This is a genomic window from Bradyrhizobium centrosematis (assembly GCF_045571495.1).
Lineage (GTDB): Bacteria > Pseudomonadota > Alphaproteobacteria > Rhizobiales > Xanthobacteraceae > Bradyrhizobium > Bradyrhizobium centrosematis.
Window position 1 is genome coordinate 4,404,817 of sequence record NZ_CP120703.1, and the last position, 13,255, is coordinate 4,418,071.

Below are 13,255 nucleotides of genomic sequence, written 5' to 3' on the forward strand. Positions count from 1 at the left end.
CCGCTGCACACTTTTCCGGATCATGCGTTAAACTTGCTCGATAACGATGCTGTTGATCTCGTTGGCGACGTCGTCGAAGCGATCGGCCACCTTCTCGAGGTGGTCGTAGATCTCGACACCGACGATGAAGTCCATCGCGTTGCCGTCGCGATGCTTGAGGAACAGCTCCTTCAGCCCGATGTCGTGGAGGTCGTCGACACGGCCCTCCAGCTTGCCCAGCTCTTCGGTGATCGCGGTGAGCATGGCGACGTTCGGACCGATCGACTGCATCAAGGGCAGCGCGCGGCCGACCAGATTGGCGCATTCGATCAGCAGCCCGCCGATCTCGCGCATGGGAGGCTCGAAGCTGCGCACCTCGAACAGCATCACGGCCTTGGCCGTCTGCTGCATCTGGTCGATGGCATCGTCCAGCGAGGTAATCAGGTTCTTGATATCGCCGCGGTCGAACGGGGTGATGAAGGTGCGGCGCACCGCCGTCAGCACCTCACGGGTGATGTTGTCGGCGTCGTTCTCGAACTGGTTGACGCGCTGGCAGTAGACCGGCGTCTCCTCGCCCCCGTTGAGCATCCCCTGGAGCGCGATCGCCCCCTGGATCACGGTCTGGGCATGCCGGTCGAACAGGTCAAAGAACCGTTCTTCCTTGGGCAGGAAAGCGCGAAACCATCGCATCATGGGGATAGACTACCGGTTGGAAATGGCCCGGCCCGTCAGGGCCGTCATTAAACTGTCATAGACCATTTTCGATCCGCTTGCGTGTCATCTCACGCCAGCGGAGCCGGATCATCCACCGCTTTCACGCAACAAGTAAATTGACCGTGAATCAATGACTTAGAGCGATCGCCGGAAGTAATGCGCGATTTCGCCGATGACGCCGCGCCGGAAGGTGAGCACGCAGATCACGAAGATCGAACCCTGGATCACCGTCACCCACTGGCCGAATCCGGCCAGATATTGCTGCATGGCGATGATGACGAAGGCGCCGACCACGGGGCCGAAGATGGTGCCGAGGCCGCCGACCAGCGTCATCAGCACCACTTCACCGGACATCGACCAGTGGACGTCGGTGAGCGAGGCATTCTGCGCCACGAACACCTTCAGCGCGCCGGCGAAACCGGCCAGCGTGCCGGACAGGACGAAGGCCAGGAACTTGTACTGGTCGGTGCGATAGCCGAGCGAAATCGCGCGCTGCTCGTTCTCGCGGATCGACTTCAGCACCTCGCCGAACGGCGAGTTGATGATGCGGAAGATCAGCAGGAAGCCGGCGAGGAACCCGACCAGCACGACGTAATAGAGCACCGTCGGCTTGGAGAGATCGAACACCCCGAACATGTGTCCCTGCGGGATGCCCTGGATGCCGTCCTCGCCATGGGTGAACGGGGCCTGGAGGTAAATGAAATACAAGAGCTGCGACAGCGCCAGCGTGATCATCGAGAAATAGATGCCCTGGCGGCGGATCGAGATGTAGCCGGTCACGATCGAGAGCGCGAAAGCGGCGGCGACGCCGACGAGAATGCCGAGCTCCGGCGGCAATGCCCACACCTTCAGCGCATGCGCGCTGCAATAGCCGGCCGTCCCCAAGAACATCGCATGGCCGAACGACAGCAGGCCGCCATAACCGATCAGCAGGTTGAAGGCGCAGGCGAGCAGCGCAAAGCACAGCGCCTGCATCACGAAGAACGGATAGACTCCGGTGAACGGGACCGACGCCAGCAGCAGCGCCATCACCACGAACACGATCATCTCGTCGCGCATGGCGCGCGGGGTTGCCGGCAGCGTGTCGTCTGTCAGGGTTGTCATATCAGGCCGCCCTTCCCGTCAATCCCGTTGGCTTCACCAAGAGCACCAGCACCATCAGCACGAACACGACGGTGTTGGAGGCCTCGGGGTAGAAATATTTGGTCAGGCCCTCGATCACGCCGAGCGCGAAGCCGGTGATGATGGAGCCCATGATCGATCCCATGCCGCCGATCACGACCACCGCGAACACGACGATGATGAGATCCGCACCCATCAGCGGCCGCACCTGGTTGATCGGCGCCGAGAGCACGCCGGCGAGCGCGGCCAGACCGACGCCGAGACCGTAAGTGAGCGTGATCATGCGCGGCACGTTGATGCCGAAAGCGCGCACCAGGGTCGGATTTTCGGTGGCGGCGCGCAAATAGGCGCCGAGTTGCGTCTTCTCGATCAGGAACCAGGTCGCCAGACACACGACCAGCGAGAACACCACGACCCAGCCGCGATAGACGGGTAAGAACATGAAGCCGAGATTCATGCCGCCCTTGAGCTGGTCCGGAATGGCGTAAGGCAGTCCCGAGGAGCCGAAATAGTTCTGGAACACGCCCTGCACGATCAGCGCGATGCCGAAGGTCAGCAGCAGGCCGTAGAGGTGATCGAGGCCGGTCAGCCATTGCAGCATGGTCCGCTCGAGGATCATGCCGAAGATGCCGACGATGACGGGCGCAAGCAGCAGCGCCCACCAATAGTTGATGCCGCCGAGGTTCAAGAGGAAATAGGCGACGAAGGCGCCCATCATGTAGAGCGCGCCATGGGCGAAATTGATGATGTTGAGCATGCCGAAGATCACGGCAAGCCCGAGACTGAGCAGCGCGTAGAACGAGCCGTTGATCAGTCCCACCAGTAGCTGAGCGTATAGAGCCTGCATCGATTCCGCACCCGGTCCCTTCGGCGTTCCTCAAAAGTCGCCCGCAAGCCTTAAGGCCTGCGGGCGGTTATCTTACTTCTTCAAGAGCGCGCACTTGCTCTCGGACAGCGGCGTGAAAGCCTGGTCGCCCGGCACCGAGCCCACCAGCTTGTAGAAGTCCCACGGTCCCTTGGACTCGGAGGGCTTCTTCACCTCGAACAGATAGGCGCTGTGGATGGTGCGGCCGTTGGGCTGGATCTCGCCCTTGCCGAACAGATCGTCCTCGGTCGGCATCGACTTCATCTTCTCGACGACCTTGACGCCGTCATGCGGATTGCCGCCGAGCGCTTCGAGCGCCTTGAGATAGTGACGCACGCCCGCATAGACGCCGGCCTGCACCATGGTCGGCGGCGCGTTGTTCTTCATCTTCGCCGCGAAGCGCTTCGAGAACGCCCGGGTCTGGTCGTTCATGTCCCAGTAGAACGTCTCGGTGAAGTTGAGGCCCTGCGCGGTCTCAAGGCCGATTGCCTTGACGTCGGTGAGGAAGAGCAGCAACGCCGCGAGCTTCTGACCGCCCTTGCCGATGCCGAACTCGGCCGCCTGCTTGATGGTGTTGGTAGTGTCGCCGCCGGCGTTGGCGAGACCGATAATCTTGGCTTTGGACGACTGCGCCTGGAGCAGGAAGGACGAGAAGTCCGGCGTATTCAGCGGATGCTTGACGCCGCCGATCACCTTGCCGCCATTGGCGGTGACCACCGCCGTGGTGTCGCGCTCGAGAGCGGCACCGAAGGCATAATCCGCAGTCAGGAAGAACCAGGTGTCGCCACCGGCCTTGACCAGCGCCTGGCCGGTGGTGTGCGCCAGCATGTAGGTGTCGTAGGTCCAGTGCACGGTGTTGGGCGAGCACTGTGCGTTGGTGAGATCGGACGTCGCCGCCCCTGAATTGATGTAGACGCCGTTCTTTTCCTTGATGACATTATTGACGGCGAGCGCCACGCCGGAATTCGGCACGTCGACGATGACATCGACCTTGTCGACGTCGAACCATTGCCGCGCGATCGCGGTACCGATGTCTGGTTTGTTCTGGTGATCGCCGGAAATGATGTCGATCTTCCAGCCCTTTGCAGCCAGGCCGGAATCCTCAACGGCCATCTGCGCCGCGACCGTCGAACCGGGGCCGCCGAGATCGGCGTAGAGGCCGGACTGATCGGACAGCGCACCGATCTTGACGGTCTTGTCCTGCGCGGACGCGACGCCTGCCGCAGCGAAGGTCACCGCGGTGGTCAGCAGCAACGACGCAATCGACCTGGTCTTCATGCAACTTTCCTTTTTCAATTCTTCTTTGCCGTTCTAGACGCCGAGATAGGCGTGGAGCTTGTCCATGTTGGCGGCAAGCTCCGCATTTGAAAATCCGTCGATGATCTTGCCATGCTCGACCACGTAGTAGCGGTCGGCGACGGTGGACGCGAAGCGGAAATTCTGCTCGACCAGAAGGATCGTGAATCCCTCCTTCTTCAGCCGCGCAATGGTGTGGCCGATCTGCTGGATGATGACGGGCGCGAGACCCTCGGTCGGCTCGTCCAGCATCAGGAAGCTGGCGCCGGTGCGCAGGATGCGCGCGATCGCGAGCATCTGCTGCTCGCCTCCGGATAGCTTGGTGCCCTGGCTGCCCAGCCGCTCCTTCAAATTCGGGAACAGCTCGAAGATCTGATCGAGCGGCAACCCGCCCTCACGGACCACCGGCGGCAGCATCAAATTCTCACGCACGTCGAGGCTGGAGAATATGCCCCGCTCTTCCGGGCAGAACGCGATGCCCATGCGCGCGATCTTGTCGGAGGTCGCGCGGATGATCTCCTGGTTGTTGAACGTCACCGAGCCGGTACGCTTGCCGATGATGCCCATGATCGACTTCAGCGTGGTCGTCTTGCCGGCGCCGTTACGCCCGAGCAGGGTGACGACCTCGCCCGCGTTCACGTCGAAGTTGATCCCGTGCAGGATGTGGGACTCGCCGTACCAGGCCTCGAGGTTGCGGACTTGAAGGATGTTTCCGCCGGTCGCAGCCTTGGCCGGAGCCTCGGCGATTGCAGTATCAGGCATGACCGGCTCCCAGATAGGCTTCCTTGACGCGCTCGTCCTTGGTGAGCTCGCTGTAATGACCTTGCGCGAGCACCTGCCCGCGCGTCAGCACGGTGATGATGTCCGAGAGGTTGGCCACGACGCTCAAATTATGCTCCACCATCAGGATGGTGTATTTCGCGGAGATGCGCTTGATCAGCGCCGCGATCTTGTCGATGTCCTCGTGGCCCATGCCGGCCATCGGCTCGTCCAGCAGCATCATCTCCGGGTCGAGCGCGAGCGTGGTTGCGATCTCGAGTGCACGCTTGCGCCCATAGGGCATCTCGACCGCGGGCGTGTTGGCAAACTCGTTGAGGCCGACATCGTTCAACAACTCGCGCGCGCGGTCGTTGTAGCGATTGAGGACCGACTTGGACCGCCAGAAATCGAACGAAGAGCCGTGCTGGCGCTGAAGCGCGACACGGACGTTCTCCAGCGCAGTGAGATGCGGAAACACCGCCGAGATCTGGAACGACCGAACAAGTCCCATGCGGGCCACGTCGGCCGGCGCCATCGCGGTGATGTCCTGCCCCTTGTACAGGATTTTTCCGGCAGACGGTTTGAGGAACTTGGTCAGAAGATTGAAGCAGGTCGTCTTGCCGGCCCCGTTCGGGCCGATCAACGCATGAATGCTCCCACGGCGAACCTTGAGCGCAACGTCGCGGACGGCGAAAAAGCCCGCGAACTCCTTGGTCAAGCCTTCCGTTTCGAGAATGAACTCATCGGCCAAACAGTTTTCCCCCTGCCCGCGAAATACGCGTGGCTGTCCTTAGTTTACTTCGGCATTCCGGAGGTCTTGGAGCCCATCCGGAACGCCGCCTCCGGGCGCGGAATATGCCGGAGGTGACGGGGGTTAGGCAAGGCGGAAAGCTGAGCAGATCAGGCCTCCGGCTGGGATACAAATGCTCCCTAGTCGGAGAGGTTTGATGTCGTGCCTGCCCGGCCTCCCGGTTCGCAAAAGCACCGGCCATCAAGCCGTCGTTAACGGTCTTTCGTGCCGCGCGCCAGCCTTCATCAAAAATTTCCCCGCAAACGACATCATGCCTCGGGTTTATCTGCCGGGAATATTGTCTTGGATTTCGCGAGCGCCGCTCCCTCCATCGTCAAGTCGATCAGGCAGCGAGACCTGCTGAACACGTGGCTGCGACTTTATGCGCGCCAGCAGATCGCACCGGCGACCTGGGAGTACCAGCCCGCGCGGCTCGAGGACGAGCTGTCCGACCTCATCTATTATACGGTGGACATCTCCACGCCGACGCCAAGCCTGATCATCCAGAGTGAAGGCACGCGGATCTCGCGCGCCTACGGACAGACCGGCAAGGGCGTTCTGCTCCACGACTATCTCGGGCAACGCCTCGCGCCGTTCGTGATGCCGATCTATCATGAATGCGTGGCGCGCGCCCTGCCCGTCTACAGCGTTGCCGATGTCGACGACATCTACGGCCGCATCGTCGCCTACGAGAGGCTGCTGCTGCCGTTCCAGACCGACGGCAACGTCTGTCACGTCATCGCCTCGGTCAAGACCTTCTGCGAGGACGGCGGCTTCGAGATCAAGAATCTGATGCGCGGAAAGGACGCGCTGCCACGTCCGAAGCTGCGCGCCGTGATCGATCGCGAGCTTTTCCATCGCGCGCCCGGCCGCATCGCGACCGCCGACGTGGTCGAGTTCGCGGACCAGCCCAGCACCGCCACCGAGACCATCGAGCTGAACTAGCGGTCGGCGGGCGCTGGCAGCGAACCTACTTGGCCTTGACTTCCTTGGCATAGATCTCCGGCTTGAAGCCGACCAGCAGCTTGCCGCCGATCTCCAGCACCGGCCGCTTGATCATCGATGGTTGCGCTAGCATCAAGGCCAGCGCCTTCTTCTCGCTCAAGCCTTCCTTGTCGGCATCGGGCAGCTTCTTGAAGGTCGTCCCGGCGCGGTTGAGCAGCGTCGCCCAACCGACCTTGTCGCTCCATTGCTTGAGCTTGTCCTTCTCCACGCCGGCCGCCTTGTAGTCGTGAAACGCGTAAGGCACGCCATGCGTGTCGAGCCAGGCGCGCGCCTTCTTCATGGTGTCGCAGTTCTTGATGCCGTAGATGGTGGTGGGCAAGACGTTCCTCGCGCATGACGTATCGTGACATACGTGGCGTTGTACGAAACTCCGGTTCGCGCGACAATATTGCGAACGACGCCAATTCGCCGAACGGACATCCCATGCACGTCAGCCACGATCCCGCAGCCGCCGCCTCGCCGACCATCGACTTCAACAGCTTCCTCGCCGTCGATATCCGCGTCGGCACCATCGTCGACGCCAAGCCGTTTCCCGAGGCGCGCAAGCCGGCCTTTCGGCTATGGATCGACTTCGGGCCCGCCATCGGCGTGCGCAAATCTTCGGCCCAGATCACCGAAAACCATCCGCTCGAGACTTTGATGGGACAACAGGTCGCGGCCGTCGTCAATTTCCCGCCGCGCCAGATCGGACCCGTCATCTCGGAGGTGCTGACGCTCGGCTTGCCCGATGCCAATGGCAAGGTCGTGCTGGTGCAGCCGAGCAAGCCGGTGCCGAACGGCGGACGGCTATTCTAGCCGGCCCCCGGCGCAGCGGCCTCGATTCGGCCAGCGCATTCGCGGCGACGTCATCCTCCGTCTTTGCCGGCTTCCGCGCGGCCGGGCTTGACCCGCCTTCATTTTGGGACTAAAAATGACTGACTGATCGTTTTTTATTTTGGCGGTCATGTTCTTGGCGTCTGCTGTGATCCGTCAGAAACCGATCGATCTGTCAGTTATTTGGGGACCGTCGAATGCCCAAAATCAGCGACAAGCAACGCGAAAGTCGGCGGCAGCAGATTCTCGAAGCGGCCCTCGCCTGCTTCTCCGAAGACGGTTTTCACCAGACCGGCATGGCCGACATCGTCAGGCGGTCCGGACTGAGCCATGGCGCGGTCTATCTCTACTTCCAGAGCAAGGACGATCTGATCGAAGCACTCGCCGACGACCGGCATCGGCGCGAAGCCGTGCTCAATTCGGTTGCGAAAGGATCCGGCGATCCGATCGAAGGACTTCACGCGCTGATCCGGGTCTACGCGCAATGGCTGACCGATCCCGCCGGCGAAGCCCGCCGCCGTGTCGGCGTCCACGGCTGGGCCGAAGCCCTGCGCAACCGCCGCGTCCGCAGCAGCGTGGTCGAGGGAATCGACATGCCGCGCGCTCTGATCGTCGCGCTGGCCGAGCGCGCCCAGCACGATGGCCTCATCAGGCGCGACCTCGGCGCGGACGCGATCGCGCGCGTCCTGATCGCGATCTTCCAGGGGTTCGTGCTGCAAAAATGCTGGGGCGTCGAATTTGACGTCGAAGCCTGCATGGCGGCCGTGACCGGGGTGATCGACGGCTTCCGCACGATAAAGCCCGAGACCAGGCGGCGGACCCGGACGTAAGCGATGTCCTGGCTCCACGAGGTCCTCGCCGGTGGTGGGGTCGGTCTGGTCGCCGGACTGGCAGCGGGATTCTCGGGCACCAGCCCTGGCGGCGGGCTCGTGATCTTCTCCGTGCTGCTGCTCGGGGCCGAGCAGCACGTTGCCCAGGGCACCTCGCTGATCACCCAGATTCCGCCGACGGGTCTCGCCGGCATACGCCGCTACTGGCAGAGCGGCAACCGCAGCCCCTTGCCGTGGGTCATGTGGATCGGCCTCGGATTTCTGATCGGCGGCGCCGGCGGCGGCTATGCCGCAACATTGGTTTCCGATTCCGTCCTGCAATGGACCTACGTCGTCTATCTCGTCGCGCTGATGGCCCTGTTGATCCTGCGCCGCGATCGCAAGGACGGCAGCCGCGAAGCCCGGGACGAAGACAACCTGCCCTGGGTCCCCCTGCTCCTCATCGGCCTGCTCGCCGGATTTTCCTCCGGCTTCATGGGCATCGGCGGAGGTCTGGCGATCACGGTCGGCCTCGCCGCCGGCTTGCGCGTGCCGCAGCATCAGGCGCAGCTCGTCAGCCTGGTCTTCTCGATCATCCCGACCAATCTTCCGGCGGCCTGGATCTACTGGAGCAAGGGCCTCATGGTCGGCTGGCCGGCGATCATCGGCATCCTTGCCGGCCTCTGGATTGGCACCGATCTCGGCGCACGCATGGCCAACGGCGTCGGCCGATCGGTGCTCCGCGGCGCCATGATCGCCCTCGTCGCGCTGATGGCGCTCTACATGACCTACAAGGCGCTGGGCTAAAGCGCGATGATATGAATCGACATCGCGCTTTAGGTTGTTGTTTGCGCATGATCATTCCGGAAAACCGCTTCGCACTTTTCCAGATCATGCTTTAGGTTTCAGGGCCGCCGCGGAATGTTCAATCCGCGCTGCACCGCCGGACGCGCCAGCCCGCGCTCGAGCCAGGCACCGACCGACTTGAACTGCGTGAAGGCGACGAGATCGCCGGCGCCGTAGAAGCCGATGAGATTGCGCACCCAGCCGAGCATGGAGATGTCGGCAATGGTGTAGTCGTCATCCATGAACCATTGCCGGCCGGAAAGATGCGTCTCCATCACGCCGAGCAGCCGCTTTGACTCGCCCACGTAACGCTCCAGCGGCCGCTTATCCTCAAGATCCTTGCCGGCGAATTTGTGGAAGAAGCCGACCTGGCCGAACATCGGCCCGATGCCGCCCATCTGGAAGTGCAACCACTGGATGGTCTGGTAGCGTCCCGCGGCATCTTCGGGCAGGAGCTTGCTGGTCTTCTCCGCAAGGTATTGCAGGATCGCCCCGGATTCGAACAGCGGCAGCGGCCGGCCGCCGGGACCGTTGGGATCGAGAATCGCCGGGATCTTGCCGTTCGGATTGAGCGAGAGGAATTCAGCGGTCTTCTGGTCGTCTTTGCCGAAATCGACGAGATGAACTTCGTAGGGAAGCCCGATCTCCTCGAGCATGATCGAGACCTTGACGCCATTCGGCGTCGGCAGCGAGTAGAGTTGAAGCAGCTCGGGATGCTTCGCCGGCCAGCGCTTGGTGATGGGAAAGGCAGACAGATCGGACATCGGCACTCCGGCTGGTTCGTGAGATGCCGGCTAATCTAGGCGAGCCGCCGAACGGCGCAAGGCCAGTCAGCCGTCACACCACATCCAGCGGGTCACAACGGCCGCAGCAAATGGCTCGTGGCGTAAACCGCATCGCGCTGCGCACGCTGCTCGATGAAGAGCTGGCCGGTGATGAGCAGCGCTCCCGTGAAAACGAGCGCGAGCATCGCGGTCGCGAACTGACTGGCATCATTCATCGCACGAGCTTCTCTGTCCTGTGTTGGCACGGGGAACGCGGACCGGCCCGCGACAGTTCCCGCATGCCATGAATAAATTGCCGCTTTTTCCTGCCCAAGGACCGGCGGCATCACCCTCAATAATTGATCTCCATCCGCAGCCCGCGCGGATCGAATTCGTCGCCGCCGATACGCTGTGTGCTGTCGCGCGCCGCGACCGCGCAGGCGCAGGCATCGATGAGATCGTCGCGGCCGATACCGGTGCCGTGACGCCATGTCAGCCATTTCGGCAGGCGCGTGAAACCGCGTTGCGCCAGGAGTGTGATGCGCTGCTGGCGGCCTTGCTCGGTCGTTTTGTTCGCGAGCCGCACGCGTCCCGCCAGATTCCAGAACACCAATTCCGGATGCGCCTCGCCGATCGTCGCCTGCCGCGCCGGATTCATGATCTCGTCGACGTCTCGGATCTTGTCCCGGATATTCCAGAGCTGCGCCGACACGCCCCTGCCCTTGCCTTCGTGCGCCCAGTAATGGCGATTGGCCGCCGCCATGTCGGCAAAGGTCCAGAGGTCGCGGCGCGCGCCGAGAAACACGGCGGGGCCAATCAGCTCGCGTGCGCGCAGGTCGCAACCGCGATAGCCGCTCGGAGTCAATCCGATCGGCATGTCGATCATCGCGCGCGCGTGTGGCATCGCGAGCAGGCGCATCAGGCCCGGCGAGTAATCGAAGCCGTGATCGCCGCGCTCGTCGATCCACGCTGCGACCCAGCCGAAGCGAAATCCGTCCAGCCCCAGATAGTTTTGGCACGTCATGCGTCCGTCAATTTCAGTTTCCGCGCGCGTCTCGCTTGACATCCGCAAGTTGCGGGCGTATGTCCCGCGCCCTCGCAAGCCCTTCCGTTTGCGACAGACACCATGAACCGAGCGATGTCACTCCGCTACGAAAGAATTGTCCGCATGCCGAATAGCCCCGCGCTATTCGACGTCGCATGCTCGGCTCATGGGAGCGATCTTGCCTGACCGCAAGATCGATCGTCCGCTTCTCACGGACCCTCCCGAGCCTGCCGCTCCGGAGGGTTTTTTGTTGCCCACCGTGCGGCCCAATCGAACAACCCGGCAATGGCCGGAACGGGAGTCGCGTTGAGAAGGCGCGTGCCCAAGTGCGCGGGGCCTGCCGGAGGGAACGAGGCGATGAGCCGGACACCGATGGCAGAGCGAGCCCAAAAGGGTTCGCAAAGTGCGGCGCGTCAACAGCGCCGCGATCGAAATTTTTGTAACTCGGTTTGCCGCGAATGATCGCGGCTCAACCGACGCTGGTGGTGAGGATATCGAATACTTCACACGATGGAAGAGCGGGCTCGAATTTCGCCTCTGACGTACGCGCTCTGCGCTGCTGTCAGCGGTGGAAGGACACTTGGTTGCCCCGGCCTGCGGCCTTGCCATCCTCGCGCGCGAGATCTGCGACGAGGTCGAGATCTTCACCTTCAGCAATGAGGTCGTGAAGGTTCCGCTCCGCCGCGGCTTCGCGCTCAGGGACGCGATCATCAACTCGCAGCCGCACGAGGGAACGTATCTCGGCAAGGCCGTGACGGAGATCGACCGCAAGGGCGATCGCCTCATCGTCTTTACCGACGAGCAGAGCCACGACCAGGTGCCCGGACCCCAGGGCACGGGGCACCATGGTCAACGTGGCCTCGTATCAGCACGGTGTCGGTCATGGCGCCTGGACGCGCGTCAACGGCTTCTCCGAGGCCGTGGTCGCGTGGATCGCGGCGTCGGAGACGGCGTTGAACTGATGCGCGACGACAACGGCCCCGTACGCAGGAGACTGCGCCCGGGGCCTCAGAACTCTCTGAAATGATCCGCCCCGCCCGCTATGGTGCGAGCGGAATGACAAGGACCCACGACCATGCGACGACCCGATCCCTACATGGAGCGCGCCCGCGAGCTCTGCCTCGCCGCCGGTGTCGATCCCGACTCGCGCGTCGGCGAAGGACGCGGCCAGCCGGCCTGGTGCCTGTACAAGGACGCCGCGCGCAAGGAGCATCTTGCCCGCGAGGCCAATGCGACCGCGAGCTCGATCGCCGAGTTCCGGACGCAGGATACCCGCTTCCAGAATGCGCCGCTGAAGGTGTTCGGCCCGGACGAGGAGGCGACGATCGCGCAGATGCGCAATTGCATGGCCATCGGCAACGTCGTCTCCGGTGTGATCTGCGCCGACGGCCATCTCGGCTATGCGCAGCCCGTCGGCGGAGTCATCACCTATGAGAAGCAGATCAGCATCTCCGGCGTCGGCTTCGACATCGGCTGCGGCAATATGGCAGCGAAGCTCGATACGCGCTTCGACGACATCGCAGGCCTCGTGCCCACGATCATCCGCGATGTTGCCAAGACGATCTCGTTCGGTGTCGGCCGGGCCAACGCCGAACGCGCCGAGCACGATCTGTTCGACGACGGCGATGCCTGGCGCGAGAGCGACATGGAGGACTACCGTGCAAAGGCGGTGAAGCAACTCGGCACGGTCGGATCGGGCAACCATTATGTCGACCTCATGCGCGACGAGGAAGGCTTCGTCTGGATCGGCGTCCACTTCGGCAGCCGCGGTCTCGGACACACCTCCGCGACGCGCTACCTCAAGGCCGCCGGCGGCAAGGACGGCATGAACGTCCCGCCGGCCGTGGTCGACGAGGATAGCGAGCTCGGCCGCCGCTATATCGCTGCGATGCAGCTCGCCGGGCGCTATGCCTATGCGGGCCGCGAGTGGGTGGTCGAGCGCGTCCGCCAGATCATCGGCGGCAGCATCACCGAGAGCGTGCACAACCACCACAATTATGCCTGGCGGGAAACCCACGACGGCAAGGATTTATGGGTGGTTCGCAAGGGCGCCACGCCGGCGTTTCCCGGCCAGAAGGGATTCGTTGGCGGCTCGATGGGCGACGATGCCGTCATCCTCGAAGGCGTCGACAGCCCGGAAGCCAAGGCCTCGCTCTACTCGACCGTGCACGGCGCCGGCCGCCTGTTCGGACGACGGGAAGCTAGGCGGCGCTTCTCGCGCGACGAGATGGACCGTTGGCTTAACGAGCGCGGCGTCACCTTGATCGGTGCCGACCTCGACGAGAGCCCGATGGCCTATCGCCGCCTGCCCGACGTGCTGGCGCAACATGCCGGCACCGTGAAGGTGCTGCATACGCTGCGGCCGTTCGCGGTCGCCATGGCCGGCGAAGGCGAGTTCGATCCGTGGAAGGACTGACGCGAAACTGTGGGCGGGAGGCAATGTCTCCC

Annotated in this window: 16 protein-coding genes; 5 read left to right on the plus strand and 11 right to left on the minus strand. The window is 63.2% G+C overall.

Annotated elements, in window-relative coordinates:
- Positions 1-27 precede the first annotated feature (27 nt).
- From P6U31_RS21300 to P6U31_RS21325, 6 genes are all read right to left on the minus strand, one after another.
- Positions 28-672, minus strand: coding sequence for a DUF47 domain-containing protein (locus tag P6U31_RS21300; protein WP_235546866.1), 645 nt, complete (start codon positions 670-672; stop codon positions 28-30).
- Between the two features lie 156 nt (positions 673-828).
- Positions 829-1,797 carry a branched-chain amino acid ABC transporter permease gene (locus tag P6U31_RS21305; RefSeq protein ID WP_407183646.1) on the minus strand — a complete coding sequence of 323 codons (969 nt, stop codon included), beginning with the start codon at positions 1,795-1,797 and terminating at the stop codon, positions 829-831.
- 1 nt (position 1,798) lies between these two features.
- Positions 1,799-2,662: a branched-chain amino acid ABC transporter permease gene (locus tag P6U31_RS21310; protein WP_407183647.1), complete on the minus strand. Its 864-nt coding sequence runs from the start codon at positions 2,660-2,662 to the stop codon at positions 1,799-1,801.
- Positions 2,663-2,734: 72 nt separating this feature from the next.
- Entirely contained in the window at positions 2,735-3,958 is a 1,224-nt protein-coding gene (locus tag P6U31_RS21315; protein WP_407183648.1) for an ABC transporter substrate-binding protein, read from the minus strand.
- Between the two features lie 33 nt (positions 3,959-3,991).
- Positions 3,992-4,738 carry an ABC transporter ATP-binding protein gene (locus tag P6U31_RS21320; protein ID WP_407183649.1) on the minus strand — a complete coding sequence of 249 codons (747 nt, stop codon included), beginning with the start codon at positions 4,736-4,738 and terminating at the stop codon, positions 3,992-3,994.
- A complete protein-coding gene (locus tag P6U31_RS21325; RefSeq protein WP_407183650.1) occupies positions 4,731-5,486 on the minus strand; it encodes an ABC transporter ATP-binding protein in 756 nt (251 codons plus the stop codon). Before P6U31_RS21325 ends, P6U31_RS21320 begins: the two co-directional genes overlap by 8 nt.
- 342 nt (positions 5,487-5,828) lie before the next feature.
- Between P6U31_RS21325 and P6U31_RS21330 the strand changes: the two genes are divergently transcribed.
- The gene (locus P6U31_RS21330) at positions 5,829-6,470 is read left to right on the plus strand and encodes a hypothetical protein (protein WP_407183651.1); all 642 of its coding nucleotides are present in this window, start codon (positions 5,829-5,831) and stop codon (positions 6,468-6,470) included.
- Between the two features lie 25 nt (positions 6,471-6,495).
- Here the strand turns inward: P6U31_RS21330 and P6U31_RS21335 are convergent, their stop codons facing one another.
- Complete coding sequence (locus tag P6U31_RS21335; protein WP_407183653.1) at positions 6,496-6,849, minus strand: ArsC family reductase; 354 nt, start codon at positions 6,847-6,849, stop codon at positions 6,496-6,498.
- A 104-nt stretch (positions 6,850-6,953) separates the two neighbouring features.
- Between P6U31_RS21335 and P6U31_RS21340 the strand changes: the two genes are divergently transcribed.
- The 3 genes from P6U31_RS21340 (at position 6,954) to P6U31_RS21350 (ending at position 8,959) form a co-directional block, all read left to right on the plus strand.
- Positions 6,954-7,325, plus strand: a complete 372-nt coding sequence (locus P6U31_RS21340) for a tRNA-binding protein (RefSeq protein WP_407183654.1) — start codon at positions 6,954-6,956, stop codon at positions 7,323-7,325.
- 215 nt (positions 7,326-7,540) lie between these two features.
- The gene (locus tag P6U31_RS21345) at positions 7,541-8,173 is read left to right on the plus strand and encodes a TetR/AcrR family transcriptional regulator (protein WP_407183655.1); all 633 of its coding nucleotides are present in this window, start codon (positions 7,541-7,543) and stop codon (positions 8,171-8,173) included.
- Positions 8,174-8,176: 3 nt separating this feature from the next.
- The gene (locus P6U31_RS21350) at positions 8,177-8,959 is read left to right on the plus strand and encodes a sulfite exporter TauE/SafE family protein (RefSeq protein WP_407183656.1); all 783 of its coding nucleotides are present in this window, start codon (positions 8,177-8,179) and stop codon (positions 8,957-8,959) included.
- A 98-nt stretch (positions 8,960-9,057) separates the two neighbouring features.
- On the opposite strand, the gene P6U31_RS21355 is transcribed toward P6U31_RS21350, so the two are convergent.
- The 4 genes from P6U31_RS21355 to P6U31_RS21370 form a co-directional block, all read right to left on the minus strand.
- On the minus strand, positions 9,058-9,762 hold the full coding sequence (locus P6U31_RS21355) for a glutathione S-transferase family protein (protein ID WP_407183657.1): 705 nt from the start codon (positions 9,760-9,762) through the stop codon (positions 9,058-9,060).
- 92 nt (positions 9,763-9,854) lie between these two features.
- Positions 9,855-9,998: a hypothetical protein gene (locus P6U31_RS21360; RefSeq protein ID WP_407183659.1), complete on the minus strand. Its 144-nt coding sequence runs from the start codon at positions 9,996-9,998 to the stop codon at positions 9,855-9,857.
- A 116-nt stretch (positions 9,999-10,114) separates the two neighbouring features.
- On the minus strand, positions 10,115-10,786 hold the full coding sequence (locus tag P6U31_RS21365) for a DUF429 domain-containing protein (protein WP_407183660.1): 672 nt from the start codon (positions 10,784-10,786) through the stop codon (positions 10,115-10,117).
- Between the two features lie 583 nt (positions 10,787-11,369).
- Positions 11,370-11,660 (minus strand): hypothetical protein, encoded by a 291-nt coding sequence (locus P6U31_RS21370; protein WP_407183661.1) that lies wholly within the window; start codon positions 11,658-11,660, stop codon positions 11,370-11,372.
- A gap of 222 nt (positions 11,661-11,882) precedes the next feature.
- Here P6U31_RS21370 and P6U31_RS21375 point away from each other — a divergent pair, with 222 nt between their 5' ends.
- Entirely contained in the window at positions 11,883-13,223 is a 1,341-nt protein-coding gene (locus tag P6U31_RS21375) for an RtcB family protein (protein ID WP_407183662.1), read from the plus strand.
- Positions 13,224-13,255: the final 32 nt, after the last annotated feature.